Annotated in this window: 10 protein-coding genes; all 10 read right to left on the minus strand. The window is 30.6% G+C overall.

Annotated elements, in window-relative coordinates:
* Positions 1-107 precede the first annotated feature (107 nt).
* Positions 108-2,573, minus strand: coding sequence for a hypothetical protein (locus DTW91_RS05060; protein ID WP_125202307.1), 2,466 nt, complete (start codon positions 2,571-2,573; stop codon positions 108-110).
* On the minus strand, positions 2,573-2,860 hold the full coding sequence (locus DTW91_RS05065; RefSeq protein WP_125202308.1) for a hypothetical protein: 288 nt from the start codon (positions 2,858-2,860) through the stop codon (positions 2,573-2,575). The genes DTW91_RS05060 and DTW91_RS05065 overlap by 1 nt, the downstream gene beginning before the upstream one ends.
* A 284-nt stretch (positions 2,861-3,144) precedes the next feature.
* Positions 3,145-6,108: a DEAD/DEAH box helicase gene (locus tag DTW91_RS05070; RefSeq protein ID WP_125202309.1), complete on the minus strand. Its 2,964-nt coding sequence runs from the start codon at positions 6,106-6,108 to the stop codon at positions 3,145-3,147.
* Positions 6,109-6,112: 4 nt separating this feature from the next.
* A complete protein-coding gene (locus DTW91_RS05075) occupies positions 6,113-7,996 on the minus strand; it encodes a UvrD-helicase domain-containing protein (RefSeq protein WP_125202310.1) in 1,884 nt (627 codons plus the stop codon).
* Between the two features lie 11 nt (positions 7,997-8,007).
* Positions 8,008-10,158, minus strand: a complete 2,151-nt coding sequence (locus DTW91_RS05080; protein WP_125202311.1) for an ATP-dependent endonuclease — start codon at positions 10,156-10,158, stop codon at positions 8,008-8,010.
* Positions 10,159-10,432: 274 nt separating this feature from the next.
* Entirely contained in the window at positions 10,433-12,640 is a 2,208-nt protein-coding gene (locus DTW91_RS05085) for a peptidase domain-containing ABC transporter (RefSeq protein WP_125202312.1), read from the minus strand.
* A 49-nt stretch (positions 12,641-12,689) separates the two neighbouring features.
* Positions 12,690-13,526, minus strand: a complete 837-nt coding sequence (locus DTW91_RS05090) for a GLPGLI family protein (RefSeq protein ID WP_125202313.1) — start codon at positions 13,524-13,526, stop codon at positions 12,690-12,692.
* A 78-nt stretch (positions 13,527-13,604) separates the two neighbouring features.
* The gene (locus DTW91_RS05095) at positions 13,605-14,900 is read right to left on the minus strand and encodes a radical SAM/SPASM domain-containing protein (RefSeq protein ID WP_125202314.1); all 1,296 of its coding nucleotides are present in this window, start codon (positions 14,898-14,900) and stop codon (positions 13,605-13,607) included.
* Between the two features lie 50 nt (positions 14,901-14,950).
* Positions 14,951-15,157, minus strand: a complete 207-nt coding sequence (locus tag DTW91_RS05100) for a hypothetical protein (protein WP_125202315.1) — start codon at positions 15,155-15,157, stop codon at positions 14,951-14,953.
* Between the two features lie 295 nt (positions 15,158-15,452).
* Positions 15,453-15,680 (minus strand): hypothetical protein, encoded by a 228-nt coding sequence (locus tag DTW91_RS05105; RefSeq protein ID WP_125202316.1) that lies wholly within the window; start codon positions 15,678-15,680, stop codon positions 15,453-15,455.
* Positions 15,681-15,931: the final 251 nt, after the last annotated feature.

The raw sequence follows: 15,931 nt of genomic DNA on the forward strand, positions 1-15,931 counted from the left end.
TTTGTTCAGATAATATCTTAATAATCTGAACTTCTGAAAATTTACTGTTTTTCATAGTCTTCCAAATTAAAAACTATATTTTTAAATATTCCTATTTTTGGGGAAGATTACAGATAATCTGAACCATCAGCAACTTTATCAGGGGGCTTACCATAAACTAAAGACTGATATATAAAATTTAAAATACTTCCAATTCTTATAACAACAATATTAAAATCATCAATTTCGTCGAACAAGTCGGTTTCTTTATATGACTTTAGCAAATATTCGTATGCTTCCGATAATTTATATATTGCTGATTTTGAATCTCCTAAAAACCAAAATGAGGTGGCATATTCTGCCATCAATTTTGCCAATGTAAGTTTCGATAGTTTTAAATCTTTATTATTGTCGGCATATTCAAAAGCCTTGTTTGTATATGTGTGTGCAATGTTTTTATCTTTTTCACCAAAAATTTTAGCAATAGTGATATAAGTGTCTAATTTTGTTTGAGACAATATATCGACATCTTCTATTTCTAGTAAAGCTATTAAAGCATTTTCTTTATCTCCAGAATAAAATTGTTGCCGTCCGAATTCATCTTTAATAATAAATACTGCTTCTGGATTGGAGAAAGAATTTTTTATTTCATTATAAAATACCTCTGTTTTATTCATATCCTTATACTTGTCGGCAAGAATAAAGATTTTTGATTTACTTGAATAAGCACGCAACAATTCTAATTTTCTTGTGTTGCATTCTTGAATGATATATTCTAAAATTTTAATTGTTTCTCTCCAATTATCTTTATTTTTCTCATTTATGTTGTCAATCAACCTCCTTGAAAAAAGATGAATCAAATTTTTATCGTAGTCGATTTCCTGTTTGCCGATTACATCAAAAGTTCCAAACCAAGCCTCGATTTCTTCTAATTCACTTGTTTTGTCTAATATTGACCAGAAATTAGCAGTAACTACCTCATCTGCTTTATCTGGAGTTCTGAAAGAACTTTCGTTTAATTTTATAAGAAAATATAATGATTGTTTTACATCATTTTCTTGCAAATAGCTTCTAAAAAGCATTAAATAAGCAATGCTAGCAACCTCTATCGGGACTAATTCTATATCGTTTTGTAAAATTGTTTCTAAATGGTTTCGAATAAAATTTCTATTATTTTGATTGTATCTATTGTCTTTCTTGAATTGCAAATCATTACAGATATAAAGTTGTAGTGACCTAATAGACAATTTAATCAATGGACTCATTTCGTTAGGCAAATCAGAACCAAACCATAATGATTGAAATAAAGAACCCAAATATATTTCGGGATTTGTAAAATAGGTTTGTAGTCCCATTGTCATTACAATTCCTGCGTCATCAAAAGATTCTCCGATTAAAAAATATGACATTGCACTTTGCCCCTCGAATTGAGAAATTGTTTTTTTCTGTAAAATATTCTTGGCTAAAGTGTTATTAATTTCTTTTCGTGTTTCTACGGCAACATTATTACTTCCCAACCTTTTTATTAAGGGCGAAATAAAAAAAGTAGAATCACTGTTTTTTTGTAACCAGCATCCATTTAAGTTTTTAAGTTTTTCAAAGGGCTTATGAATAATTGGCTTAATGTTGCTAACGATTTCTATTATTTCGTTGGTAATCATTCCAGAAACTATGTTAAGTCTATATAATAACTCTCTGGAGTTTTCGTCTTGAGTAGAGTTAAACAATTTTTGATAGGTTTCGTCATCCAATTCGTCAAAAGGCTTACCAGAAATAAAATCCATTAAATTTTCGTCTGAAATGTTCCAATTATTCAAGTCTAAATATTTGCAAATAATTTGAACATATATTGGATAACCTAATGATATTACTTCTATAATTGTAGAAAATCGTTTATGATTATTATCATTCCTATAACTTAAAATTATTTCTTCAATTTCTTCTTTCGTAAGTAAGGGAATTTGTAGTTCTAAAAAATCATTAGTAATACCTTTGACAATTTTTGAATGAATCTTATAATTTGACGTAGAAAGAACTTTTATGTTATTTGCTTTGCAGTATTCTATAAATTGGATAAATAGTAGATTTACATTTTCGTCCATTCCAAATTCTGGAAGGTCATCTAAAATTATTAGTTTACCTTTTTCATTATTAGAAAAAACGTTTGTATTTTGAGAAAGAACTTGATTAAAAATTAAAACAATAATATTGTGAAATTCCAAAATTGAAATCTCTTTAAAATTGTAATTTAATATGCTTTCAAGAGGTAAATATTTTTCTATTAATAATGAAAGTTGGGTTTTGCCCGTATCAAAACCGCCTTGTATATTTAGCCAAACTTTATTTTCCCAATTTTTTGCAATACCTTCAACGGTTTTGTTCCGATAACTTAAATTATTACTTAAGGTTGATAAGGAATTTTTCCGTATCGAATTTCCAATAATAACATTCTGATAGGGACTATTGATAAATGAAGAAAGGTCAAGTTTATCTACTTGTAAAACATTAATAGTAGATTGACTAACATCCTTTATATCAATTTTACCTTGATTTTGTTTATTGTTACCGAATAGTTTCCCAAATAAATCAAACATTATCTCTTATTAATATTGATTTCAGAATTTTTTTTAATTTTAGAAATATTATATTCTGCATCATCATTCTCGTTTGTGTCTATATTTATTTTTGATTCAGAAATATTTTTGATTCTAAATTTATTATAAATCTTGTCACCAAAAAGCAAGACAGTTAGAGCTAAAATTTGCCCCAAACATATAATTATAGGTTCATAATCAAAATCTGTTTTTTTTGCCCATAAAAATGATACTCCTAGAATCAAAAAATTTACAACAATAGATATATTTTTAACCAATTTGCTCATACCACAAATTTACCATTTAAAGTAATGCAGATATTCATTTATGAAAAAAGAGAGCAAAACTTTACTGTCTTATCATTATTGAATTTACTTGTCGTTAAATTTAGCTTTTCCGTTTGATTGTTTATCCTAATTATATATTTTGTTGTCTATCAAATTGAAAATTTCAAAAAATATTCAGCTTGCATATCTATCTCAAATATCATAACAATTAAGTTCTCATTGTTCGTTTTTCCCATATTTTTCTTTATTTTTATTAACACTTAATCAATATAAAAATATAGAGTTTAACATATACATTCCTCCAACAACCCTTTCCAAATTGTAAATCCCTTATTGTTGTCGGAGTAGTCGTGGACAATTCTTGAAAAGTTTTTTGGATTGGTTTCCAAATAGGCTTGCCGTCCTTTCTCTCTAATGATGTTCAGTTCTTTGTCTATTAGTTTTATGGTGTCAATCAGTACCGATTTGTTTTTTTCTGTATGCCAGATATAGGTTGCTTCTTCGGTGTCTAATGTTTCTAAAATGATGTGATAATTTTGTTCTCCTACTAACAAAAAGACAAATGAAAAAGGTTGTAGAACAAACCGTAGTTTCATAACATTTCGTTCGTGTTTTTCGGCTAAAAACTGGATGTGCTGTGAATGTTTGTACTGTTTTCCTTTCAATAAATCTTCTAAAATATTTTCAGCATCGCTGTAAATGTTTTGATTTTTGGGGAGTTCATTCGTAGTAAGAATATTTTGTACCGATGTCGGAATTTGACCGATAAAACTTTTGTTCAGAAACTGAAATTTGACACTCTCTACAATTTCCTTATTGATGTTTTCAATGTCGGATGATGTAGCTAATTGCGACAAAATCACTCCATTTTCAATTTCGGCATAAATATCAATATTAACCATTTTTGATTTCAAAACCTTGATGAAATAAGGTTTCAAAACTTCAAATTCTGGTCTGAATTCTTCGTTTTCGATTTCAAAATCAAATCGTTTGTTGTTTGGTTTATCAATGTACTCAAAGCCAATATTGCCGTATCTGAAATCTAAATCTTCTATGGGGACTTTAATTTGCTTTTCAACATCCAAACTTTGTCTTTCAGGAGAAAATTCGGTTGGTTCATCAAACAGACTTGCTTGTTTGGTTATTTGACGATAATACGTATTCCGTTTTAAAAACAGCTTGTTTAGGTAGTCAATTTTGATGTCCCGATAGTCGTGTATAATTGGGTTGATTTCCGACCGTTGCACACGTCCAATATACTGAATTAGCTTGCCTTTGAAAGAAAACGGATATACCAAAAACAAGGAGCTGATATTCGACAAATCCGAACCTTCTCCAAAATATTGTCCAGTGGTAATCAATACCTGAAAATTGCCTTGTTGTAAAGTTTGCCATTTAGATTTTCTGTTGGCATCGGAATCATCTCCACTTAACGTAACGACTTCATAAGACTGTTTCAGAAAAAGATAAAGCGTATCAATGTGTTCCTTTCTCTCTGTGATAATAACAATTCGCTTTCCTTTGGAAAGTTCGTTTTTGATGTCATTCAGAATGAGTTTATTCCTTTCCGAATCGTGAACTAAAATCTTTGAAAGTGTTTCAAAATTATCCGTTTTGGAATTGAAGGGAACATCCAAATTAGTATTTCTGACAATGATTTGAGCGTGTTTGAAATTTTCAATTTCATTGCTTGTAACTTCTGAAATGACATCTCCTATAAAAGCAAAAATCAGTTTGTCGTCATTGTATTTTCTAAACGGAGTTGCCGTCAATCCGTAGAGATAAAATGTATTTAATTTCTCAATCGTATTACGAAAAGTTTCGGCAGGAATATGATGACATTCATCCACTAAAATAGTTCCGAATTGATTTTGGAGTTGCTCTATTTGCTTCGGTAAACTTTGGATAGTCGCTATGGTAATTTGCTTGCCTATTTTCACTTTCCCTTGACCGATAATGCCGATTTCGTGTTTCGGAATAGCGAGAAAAGCCTGAACTCGTTCTTGCCATTGTTCTAATAATTGTTTGCGATGTACAACGATTAGGGAAGATTGCTTTTTGTCTGCAATAATCTTCAACCCCATTATCGTTTTACCCGAACCCGGCGGAGCAACGATAACGCCAAAATCTTTTTTTGAAATAGTTTCAATAACTTTTTTCTGATGATTTCTCAACGTAGCATTGAACGAGTATGGGATTTCTTCTTTAAGTTTTCGGTTGTCTTGAAAATCAAATTCCAGATTTTGTTCTTTGCAAAATCGAAGCAATTTTCCAATAAATCCTCTCGGAATAATGATTTCATTTTCCGTTTCTTCAACGAGTTTAAAATATCGTTCTGTGCCAAAAGTGTTTTTGCCCGATTTCTTCTTGATAAAGAACTCTGAATTGGCAAAATTCAATTCCTCTTTCAGAAAGTTGATTAGTGGAGTTGTTAACCCATCTCTTTGAATGAGAATATTTTGTTGAAGTGTAATAGATAGTTTGCCATTATGGTTTTTAGCAATTGGTAAATTTTGTATTGTTGAAATTTCCTCAAATAATTTATCCAACATTTCAATCGAAACCCTTTCAATTTCATTCAAGAATTGCCATTGGTCGGGATAAGGCTCAAAAGTTTCAGGATTGATAAAGCAACTGTTACCGTTGTCCATTGCTGGTTTGAAAAATGGCAGTGCAATCAGATTACCCAAACCTTTTCCAGAAAGAAAATCCTGATTTGGAAATAATCGGTCGAAACTTGAACTTTTGTCAAACATTGAAAACACTCCCGATTGCTCTAAAATGGAGATGAAAATTTTTCTGCTTCGGATTGCAGGATAAGGCTTCTCAAAAAATATCCAAACGTGTCCGCCATTTCCAGAACGGGAACGTTCCAAATAGGCAGGAATATGTTTCTCTCTGCAAGCATTTAAGAAATATACCGCTTCTTCTTTCCAGTTTTGCTTGTCAAAATCCGCTACCAAAAACCAAGATGTATTGTCTTGCAATAATGGATAAGCTCCAATTTGTTGAACACCGTTTAAGTGTTTTTGAATTTCGTTCTCGGTAAGTGGCAGATAGGTTTTATGCGGATAATTTGTAAATGTTCCGCCATTCATTTTGTGTACCCGATAGTGATACGGGTCATATTGATAGGCTGGCATATAGCCTGACTTTCCTGATTTCTCCCAACGAACAGCAAACACGTCTTCACGACCTTTAAATAAGGAGCGGAATGTGTTAATATGTTCGTTAGAAATATCATTCATAAAACTATAAGATAACTTCTACTTCATCATCGCCAAACCACCCATTACTAATAACATTTTTCTTTAAATCTTCTGGTAAATCTGTATAGGCAACTATTGCCAAACTCTCTTTAGCTCTACTGCAAGCCACATAAAACAGTCGCATCGTTCTATCTATACCTGTTTCTTTACCTTCATCTATGTTTTTCTTATCGGTATTTGTGAGTGGTTTTAGTCCAAATAATTTATCGTAGCTAAACATGAACCCTTTTGATTCTTCATCATCGATAATAATCATAACACGCTCAAATTCTAATCCTTTAACACCTTGATGCGTTCCAAATTTCGACTCTTCGTTGATATATTCATTATACTTTACTATCTCAGCAAAATTGGCTTTTAATGCTTCTTCCCAGGCTATCAAAACCTCGTCATCTTCCGTTGTTTCATCATCTTCAATCTCAACATCTGAATCAACATCAACTCTTTTCAAAACCACTTTTAGTATGGGTGGAATTTTAAACAAATTGGTTTTTTGTATTTTTTTTAGTATCTCTATTAACGTAGGATTATTATCTTCATTCCATAAAGACAATAATTCGTTGACCTTATCATTTACGGTATGTAATAATTCTAATTTATTAGCATCATTTTGTAATGTCTGCTTATCTATTAAATGCGAATGCTGTTTTATGATATTAGCAATCTCAAATTTATTTTTCTTAAGATGAGCCTTATATAAAGGCAGAACTGTTTTCGAAAATAAATTAATAGAAGATGAAGTGCCATCTAACAAACCTGTTTTCAGCCTATCAACAGCATAAAGAGGTGCAAAGAAGTTGGAGAATCCTATTCTCCTTGCAGCCATGTGATGCTCCAATGTTAAAATCATAACCTCAGAATCATTCTTGTTCCACTTATCATCTTTTGTTGCTTCCTGCATTTTTTTGTGTATCAATTCTTCTGTTTCGAACTTATCCTTTGTGCGAGAAATAGCAAAGAATCTAACAGTTCCACCTTTATTTTCAATACGTGGAAATTGTTCTTGACCATCTATATCTGCTCTAATTTTGTTTATAAGGTCAATTATTCTTGATTTTGAACGGTGATTCATTTTTTTCGCAGGCTTAACCCATTTTTCTGGTAACCCTATTCCTAAATTTTCTTTTCCATCTGAATAAATTCTTTGCATCGTATCGCCAAACAATCCTAATGAAAGTCTTTCTTCATATTGATTTTGAAGTTCAAATAATGCATCTATTAACTCCTTTTTAGTATCCTGACTTTCGTCTATAAGGATAACAGGGTACTTATTTATTAAGATTTGTTTGAACAAGTCTTTTGATTTAATAAAATCAGCAGTAATGGAAATTACCTCCGTATGATTTAAAGAATCTTTCGTTAAATTATCTCCATTGGGGTTATAAATGAACTTTTGAATAGCATCGAGAGAAGCAAGCCTTTTATTTTTGGATTCTATTTTTTTAGCTCTTCCAATAGATGTCTTATTGTTTAAATCTTTACTTTTAGATTGTTGCTCTTCTAATTCAGCTATTTCAACAACTAAATTACTCTTTATCCAGTTTTTAATATCGGGAGTAAAACTTTTTATTAATTCCCAACAGAAACTATGAATTGTACTAACATTAAATATTGAACTATATTCCAACCTATGAGTGATTTCATCGGCAGCTGCATTAGTATAGGTAATGATTGCAATTTTTTTATTTCTTAATTTATACTCCTGTCCAAATTCCTCTTTAAAGCGAGCCAAGACATTTACAAGTGTTCTTGTTTTTCCTGAACCGGCTCCTGCAAAAAGAAAATAGCTTTGGTGGGATGATGGTTTAATACTTTCATAAATCACATCATCAACTGGAGCATCTATTTCATTAGTATATTCAGCCATTAGATTTATGTTTAGTTGATTAATCCTTGTTTGTTACTTTTTAATTGTTCTTCAATCCAGTCTAATCCCTCTTTTATATAAGAAGGAGTTTTTATCTTTTTAGGATCTTCAAAATATAATATATCCAAAGCAAATTCTGCTTTTTTGGCTTGTTTATCGTTAATGATTGTGTATGTGTCTTTTACGAATTCTTTCAAATCATCTTTCTTGGAAGCCTCTACCATCTTTTTCAAAAGACCTGTAGCATCTGTAATAGCTATAAAGCTCTCCTTGTTCTCAATAACCAATGCGTCTTCAAATGTGTAGGGATAAACAATGATTTTGTCACCGTCATTGTCAAATTCGATTGCTTTTTGATAGGCTACTCTAATCGGTAAATCTTTCATTATTTTATCATCCGAGCTTAAATTCAACAATTCATCTAAAGATTCTTTTTGCGGATGCCATTTCTTTAAAGTATCATTATTTGTTTTATAGCTCTTTCCTAATTCAGGTTGACATTTATTGCCATTGTCATTTGGATTGACAGAATCAACATCAGTAATAACCAAACAGATCAAACCTAATTTTTCAATCAAGGGTTTTAATCTGTGTGCATGACTTCCGCCAATCTCTAAAATTGTTACATAACAACTATCCAACAAACAATTTTCATTCTTTATGAAATGTGGTACGAGAATTCGTTCGGCAGGACCTTCTACTAAAATAACAGCATCAGCAAAAAACAAATCGTTATGTGTAGTATTCAGATATCGAATCACAAATTTTTCGGTCTCTTTATCTTTTTTGCCAAAAACTGATTTTAGACTAATCACTTCTGATGTAGGAAGAGCTAAAGAATTATTTCTTTTAAAATATCTTAAGCTTTCAAATTTTTGGTGAGCAATGTAGCTGGAATGCGTACTAATAACTAATTGCGTTGTAAAATCTTTATTATCTTTTAAATTCACATTATTTCGCAATACCTCATAAGCCTTTTTGATAAAAACCTGTTGCACTTGAGCATGTAAATGAGCTTCTGGTTCTTCTATCAAAATCAAATGCAATGGTTCTATAACTTCATCGTCAGTTATTGCATTTTTACCGACTCTCATCCATTCGTCTCTGAAACGTATTAATTTGAAAATGATTGATATGAGATTTTGATATCCTAACCCATTATACTTTTCAGGCAACGATAAATCTTTATCAAGATAATATTTTACCGCTGAATCATGCTGTAGACCATCAGCCGTTGAAACTTTAGTTGATAATTGAATTTGAGGATTCCCAAATCCAGGATAATTCAATCCTTCAAGCTCTGAAAGAGATGTTTTAAAACTTTCTTTTAAATTCTTATCAAAATCATCTTGAGCATTATTGATTGACTCTAATGCATCAATATCTTTTTCGGTTGGCTCTAATGTTGGATTAAGATGCTTATCATAATAAGCCCTTAATTGTGAAGATAAATTCCTACTATTACTTTCAATAGTTTCTGAATTTGCATCACTGAATCCTCTTTGAGCATTAATAATATCTATTTTAATTAGACCTTTTAAAACATCTCCATCTAAAGCTATATTATTATCTAATAATTCTTGCTTTTCCTCATACTTATCAGGATCAAGCAGATAAGTTTTGATTGTGAAATGAGCATTAAGTTTACGTTCACAGAAATCCCAAAATGTTTTTGGCCATAGCTTAAAGTCTTTTCCCTTTTCTTGTGATAGCTTATTCGATTTGTTATAAAGAGTTATGAATTCTTTTATTAATTCATCCATGTCTTTAGGTTCAAATCGTAACCTTATACCTAATAAGCCTCCTTCCCAATCTAAAGTAGGAATCATATGGCTTACATAGTGAAGTTCCGAATTCTCGACTTTAATCCATAAATCCAATATCGGAAGGTATTGTTCTAATAGTTTTACAGACTTGTCCTCTTCCTTTAGTTCATCTGCTTTAATCCAGTTTTCTCCAATTTCATTTAAACTTTTCCAATGGCAGAGTGTAAAGTCTTGGGTTTTGAAACTTTTTGTTTTAAGGAAAATCATCAATGCATCCATAGCAGTCGTTTTACCACTATTATTTGCTCCAACAAAAATTGTCTCTTTTTCGGAAAAATCTATTTTACAGGATTGCAGTTTTCTGAAGTTTTGTATATGGATAGAATTTATTTTCATATGAAATTATTAAAAATTTGTAAAAATATATTTATACGAACAAAAATGTAGTATCTTCTTTGTAATTCTATTTTCATTGGTGTTATATTTCATTAAGAATCCTATCACTCAACTATAAAGATAGTTATTTAAAACTATTTTTTTTACAGTTTCCCATAAACCTTTAAACATAACAGCCCCCAAAAAGAGAGCTGTTATTGTAAATATAGTATGAATGAATGTTTAAAAATCATATTCTATAATTCTTTTTACCCAAATTTACGAATTAGGACGGTTAATTTCCCAGTTCCAACTGGTTTTTTACAAGATTATAATAATCTGCTTTTCTTTTAACAAGACTTTGATGATTGCCTTGCTCTGTAATTTCTCCGTTTTTCAGGACAATGATTTGGTCGGCATTTTTTACGGTGCTTAATCGGTGAGCTACAATAATTACCGTTTTCCCTTTGAAAAAGGATTGAAGATTATCGTGGATTATTTTTTCGTTTTCGGCATCCAATGCGGAAGTAGCTTCATCAAAGAAAATAAAATTAGGGTTTTTATAAACTGCTCTTGCGATTAGTATTCTCTGTTTCTGTCCACCCGAAATCCCATTTCCTGAAGCTCCTATTTTTGTGTTTAAACCCAAAGGTAATTCCTCAACAAAAGATTTGATATTGGCGGTGTGTAATGCTTTTTCAAGTTTTTTATAATCTATATTTTCATCACTTGTAGCAATGTTTCTTTCGATAGTGTCAGAAAATATAAAACCATCCTGCATCACCACACCACAGTTTTTTCTCAAATCTAATGGCGAAATATCTTTGATATTAAGATGATTAAAATTAATTTCTCCGGAAACAGGTTCATAAAATTTTAAAAGCATTTTCATCAAGGTTGTTTTACCACTTCCACTGGCTCCGACAATGGCAGTCACTTTTCCTTCCGGAATAAATAGATTAATATCTTTTAAAACATAAGATGACTGCGGACCTTCATACTGGAATGAAACGTCTTTGAAATAAATCCCTTTCTCTATACCGTTTTGATCTGTGTATTTAGGACTAAATAATGAAACCTGATTTTTCTGTTCCTCTTCCGGATGATTTTGTACTTCGTTCAATCTTGATAAACTTAGTTTGGCATCCTGTAAAGAACGGAAAAATGAAATCAACTGACTTACAGGCGAATTCATTTGCCCGATGATATATGAAACACTGAGCAATGCTCCCAGTGTCATATGTCCTTTTACGACAAACGAAGCAGCTAGAAATGTAACGACGATATTTTTAAATTGATTGATGAACTCAAAACCTGAAAGCTGTATCTGGTCTAATTTTAGAATACGGATATTAATTTTGAAAAGCTTTTGCTGAATGTGCTCCCATTCTCTTCGCTTGAAATCCTCAAATTGGTTAAGTTTCATTTCGGAAACGCCATTGATGATTTCGTAAATGGACTCCTGATTCTCACTTCTTTGCTGGAATCGAAAATAATCTAATATTTTTCTTTTTTTCATCCAATAGAGCGACCATACTATAGAAACTACGGTCAAAACGATATAAACTGCCAATATCCTGAAATCATAATACCACAACACTCCAAAGAATACAGAAAACGTAATGATAGAAAACAACGTGAGAAGACTTTGAGAAGTAAGGAAATTCTCAATGCGTTCGTGGTCTTGAATACGCTGGTTGAAATCCCCCATCAATTTGGTGTCAAAGAACTTTATTGGAAGTTTTAATAGTTTCTTTAAAAAATCCGAAATAATCTGGATATTGATTTTTGTACCGACAACAAGCATAATCCAATTGCGGAAAATACCAAAAATGATATTTCCAAAGAAGAATGCCAATTGGGCTAATAAGATATAGGAAATGACAGATAGGTCTTTTTTGCTAACTCCATCATCTATCAGCTTTTGTGTAAGAATGGGAAAAATCAAAGTGGTAAGTGTTCCCAGTAATAAAAGAAAAAATAGCTGAAGCATCTGGTTTTTATAAGGCTTCAGATACTTTAGCAAATATCTTATTGAAAGCTTTTCCTCTTCCGGCGGTGTTTGCTTGTAAAATTCTTCTGTAGGTTCTAAAAAAAGAGCAACACCTTTCTCTCCGTCTGAAAGCCAAGACTTTTTGAATTTTTCCTCAGATAATGAAACAAAACCGTGTCCCGGGTCTGCAACTTTATAGACTGGTTTTCCTGTGAATATGTTTTTGTTGATTTTGTAGAGAACTACAAAATGATTTTGATTCCAGTGAAGGATACAAGGGAGTAATTCTTTATCAAAATCTCCAGTTTTTAACTTTGCTGAAATAGTTTTAAATCCTATTTTATCTGCTGCTTCGCTTATTCCCAACAATGATACACCTTCCCTAGTGATAAAACTTCTATCCCGAAGATATTGCAAACCGAAGTCTTTGCCATAATGTGAAGACACCATAGCCAGACAAGCAGGACCGCAGTCCATTTGGTCGTGTTGGGCAAAAAATTGAAATTTCATATTTTTTCTAGAGTTTACAAGGAAACATTTTATACGCTTTATTACAGAATTATTTTTTAGAATATTTAATAGCCTTACTTATTTCAATAGGGTTATTATGAGTGAGTATAAAATTCTGCTCCTTCTTTATCAATGGTACCAACTCATTTGCATTTGAATATTTTACACCATTCTCTTCATAGGTAGTATTGCCGTTTCTTAAATTTTCCCTTATACCATGATAAGGGTCATTAAAATACTCTAATGCTTTACTGACAAATATTTTTTCTGTTACAAATAGTGGTTTATTACCATATCTTTCTTCCAAAAAATTTGAAGTATCGTAGGTTGTTTTAAGATTTTTATTTTGTACCAATGAAAAGAGATATTGGTCTTGAGAATCCCTTAATAATATTATTAATCCGGGCAACCCTTGGAATTTATAGGGACCTTCTGAAAATGGTATTTGTTTTGTAAACCACGCAACCCATTTTCTTCCTCCAAAATTGGTAGTTGCTTTTTGGATTTCAAGGTCAGAATAAACTTGTGTTTCATTAGATAAAGTCCATTTGATTTCATCATTTGTTAGATATGAATATATTTGAAATTCGATAATCTGATAATTCATATTTTTATTTGAATTTCTTTTTCTGCTAATGGGTATTTGATTAGTCCAGTTCGTATTTTGGGAATTAGTAGCTTTATTAATAGAGTCTTTTACTAAAAAATTGTAGTCATAATATTTAGTATCTTTAGGATTAATATCTAGAACCATTAATCTTTTGGAATGCTCTTCTTGTGTGGAATCTAATTTATATTTTAGTTCATATACATATCTATGAGTTTGGGCTGGTAGAAGCCAAAAACACATCAATGCGGACAAATAAATCAATCTTTTAATTTCCATTTTTTTTTTTAATTTTTCTTTTAAATTACATAAAAACTTTTTTAGAGTTTACTATCAAACCTAAATTTTAATAAATATTTAGACATAGATAACCTTCTCAAGAAATTTTTGATAGATAACATCTTGCTTCTTATTTTCATCAAATCCGAAAACACAATAATCTTTATCAATATTTTCTAGTGCGCTTTGGGAACATCCACCGTTGCACAATGGTAAAATTTTACAACTCAAACAAGGTTTATTTTTAAATTTAGAATTTAATCTTGCATCCTGCTTTTCATTCCAAAGAATATTACCATTATTATCTAACTCACCTTCTTTATTATTATCATTAAAATCTCTAGCAGTACATTTAAAAACTTCTCCATTGTAGTTAATAGTTGCTTGATTAATCTTATCCGCATAGCAAGAGTGTCTTAATGTATCGGTTCTACCTCCAATATAGTTAACTTTGAGCCCAAGACTCCTGAAATATTTAATAGCTTCATCAATTTTATCATCAATTTCCGCTTTTTCCTGCCATACTTTTTGAAAGGAAAAAACCATATTCTTATATTCTAGACCATTCTTATTCACAAAATCATCTGCAATATTTTTAAGACCATCTATTGTATCTTCAGAAATATTAATTCGAACATTTACTATAAAATCTTTCTGAGCAATTTTTAATATATTCTCTACTATTTTATAGTAACTACCTTTGTTTTTCGATACAAACCTGACATTATCGTGTCGAACTTGGTCACCATCCAATGTTATTTGATAATCTATTGCATTATTGTCAATACAAAAATCAATAATTTCATCTGTAATTAATAGACCGTTGGTAGTGAAACTTGAATCAAAAGTTATCTCGTCCGATTTCTGAATTTCAGAGTTGGTATATTCTAAAATCTCTTTAATAACATCAAAATATAAAAGAGGTTCTCCACCAAACCACGAAATATGTAAATGCTTAATTGATTGATTTGTAATAATATTGGAAATGAATTTTTTTATAGAAACAATAGTTTCATTTGATAATTTAGAGCCTTTTATGTGGCTTTCATAACAGTACCAACATTTAAAATTACAATTCATTGTAGGATTAATGATAAGATGATAACTATGCTCATTATTATCAATGATATTTTGTAAATTCTTAATATAATTTAACTCATCAAAATCATCATTTATCAGAAATTTTTTTTCAATTAAAAAATTATAAAAGTCCTCGTGAATATCATTTAAATCATCAATATTATTATGATTAACTCCGGCAATATAAATGTTATGCAGTTCTTGTTCAATTATTATAAATTCATCACTTAAAGCATTATATCCAATAATTTTGTTTTGATATGGGAAAAATGAATTGTAAAAGCTCGGTTTCATATTAAATTTTATTAAAGCGGGGTAGAAAACCCCGCTAGATTAGACAAATTTTAACTACAACCAGTATTACTGCATTTGTAGTTTTCACCACCTGTTCCCGTGCACTTATTGTTATTACAATAATCGTTCACGGCTTCTACGGGAAGTAAAGAATTTGGAGTTGATGAGAATCCCCCTTTCAACTGCCCTTTTTCATTTTGTTTTAGAACTTCCATTTTACTTGTTAGTTCTTGAAATTTGTGATTTTTCTTTTCCATAGTAATAAATTTTGGAAAGTTAAAAATTTAGTTTTTGCTTTAAAGAAAGCTGTATTTAGACATTTAGAATTCTATGTGCACCTATAAACACTAAATGTGAAAATCATTCTGAGCTTAGTTAGAAAAAAACTTTTTCTACTACAACTTTTTTTCTGTATTCTTGAATTGAGTCTTTTCTTGACTGCAAATCATAAAAAATTTTATTAGTTTGTGTTTAAATAAAGCGAGATGTCCCTGAAACAAGTAATAAGAACCAGATTATTATTTGATAATACATATTTTCCATAATTTTTCATTACCACTTAATTTCATCATTCTTCGGAGGTGGGTCGCTTTCTTGTTCCTCTAACGAATTAGATTCATTGGATGTGGGATTAATCCCAGTAGAATCTTTTTTTACTTTTGCAGACATTGACTGATTTTGTATTTCATCAGGAATTGTTGTTAATTCTTCTGCTTCTCTACAATTAATCACTGAAACAAATACAGCAATTGCTGATACCCAAGAGATAAACTTTTTCATAATAATTTTTTTTGAAGTTTATCCCGGCGCCGGGAGATTTTGTGATTGAATTCTGTGGCTAAATTATCTGTGTAAAATGGCTTTTCCTAAAAAAGCAGGTCTTCAAATGGAAATTGACAGATAGGGACGTCATAAAAAAGAAATTAGGACGGTTTTTTAATTTTAACAAGCTGATAATCTGAATTTTATAAATTATTTATATTAATTATAAATAATTTATATGTTTAATGATTTTTTAGCTGTTTTATTTA

Origin of the sequence: Chryseobacterium sp. SC28, from assembly GCF_003932955.1 — a bacterium.
Taxonomy (GTDB): domain Bacteria; phylum Bacteroidota; class Bacteroidia; order Flavobacteriales; family Weeksellaceae; genus Epilithonimonas.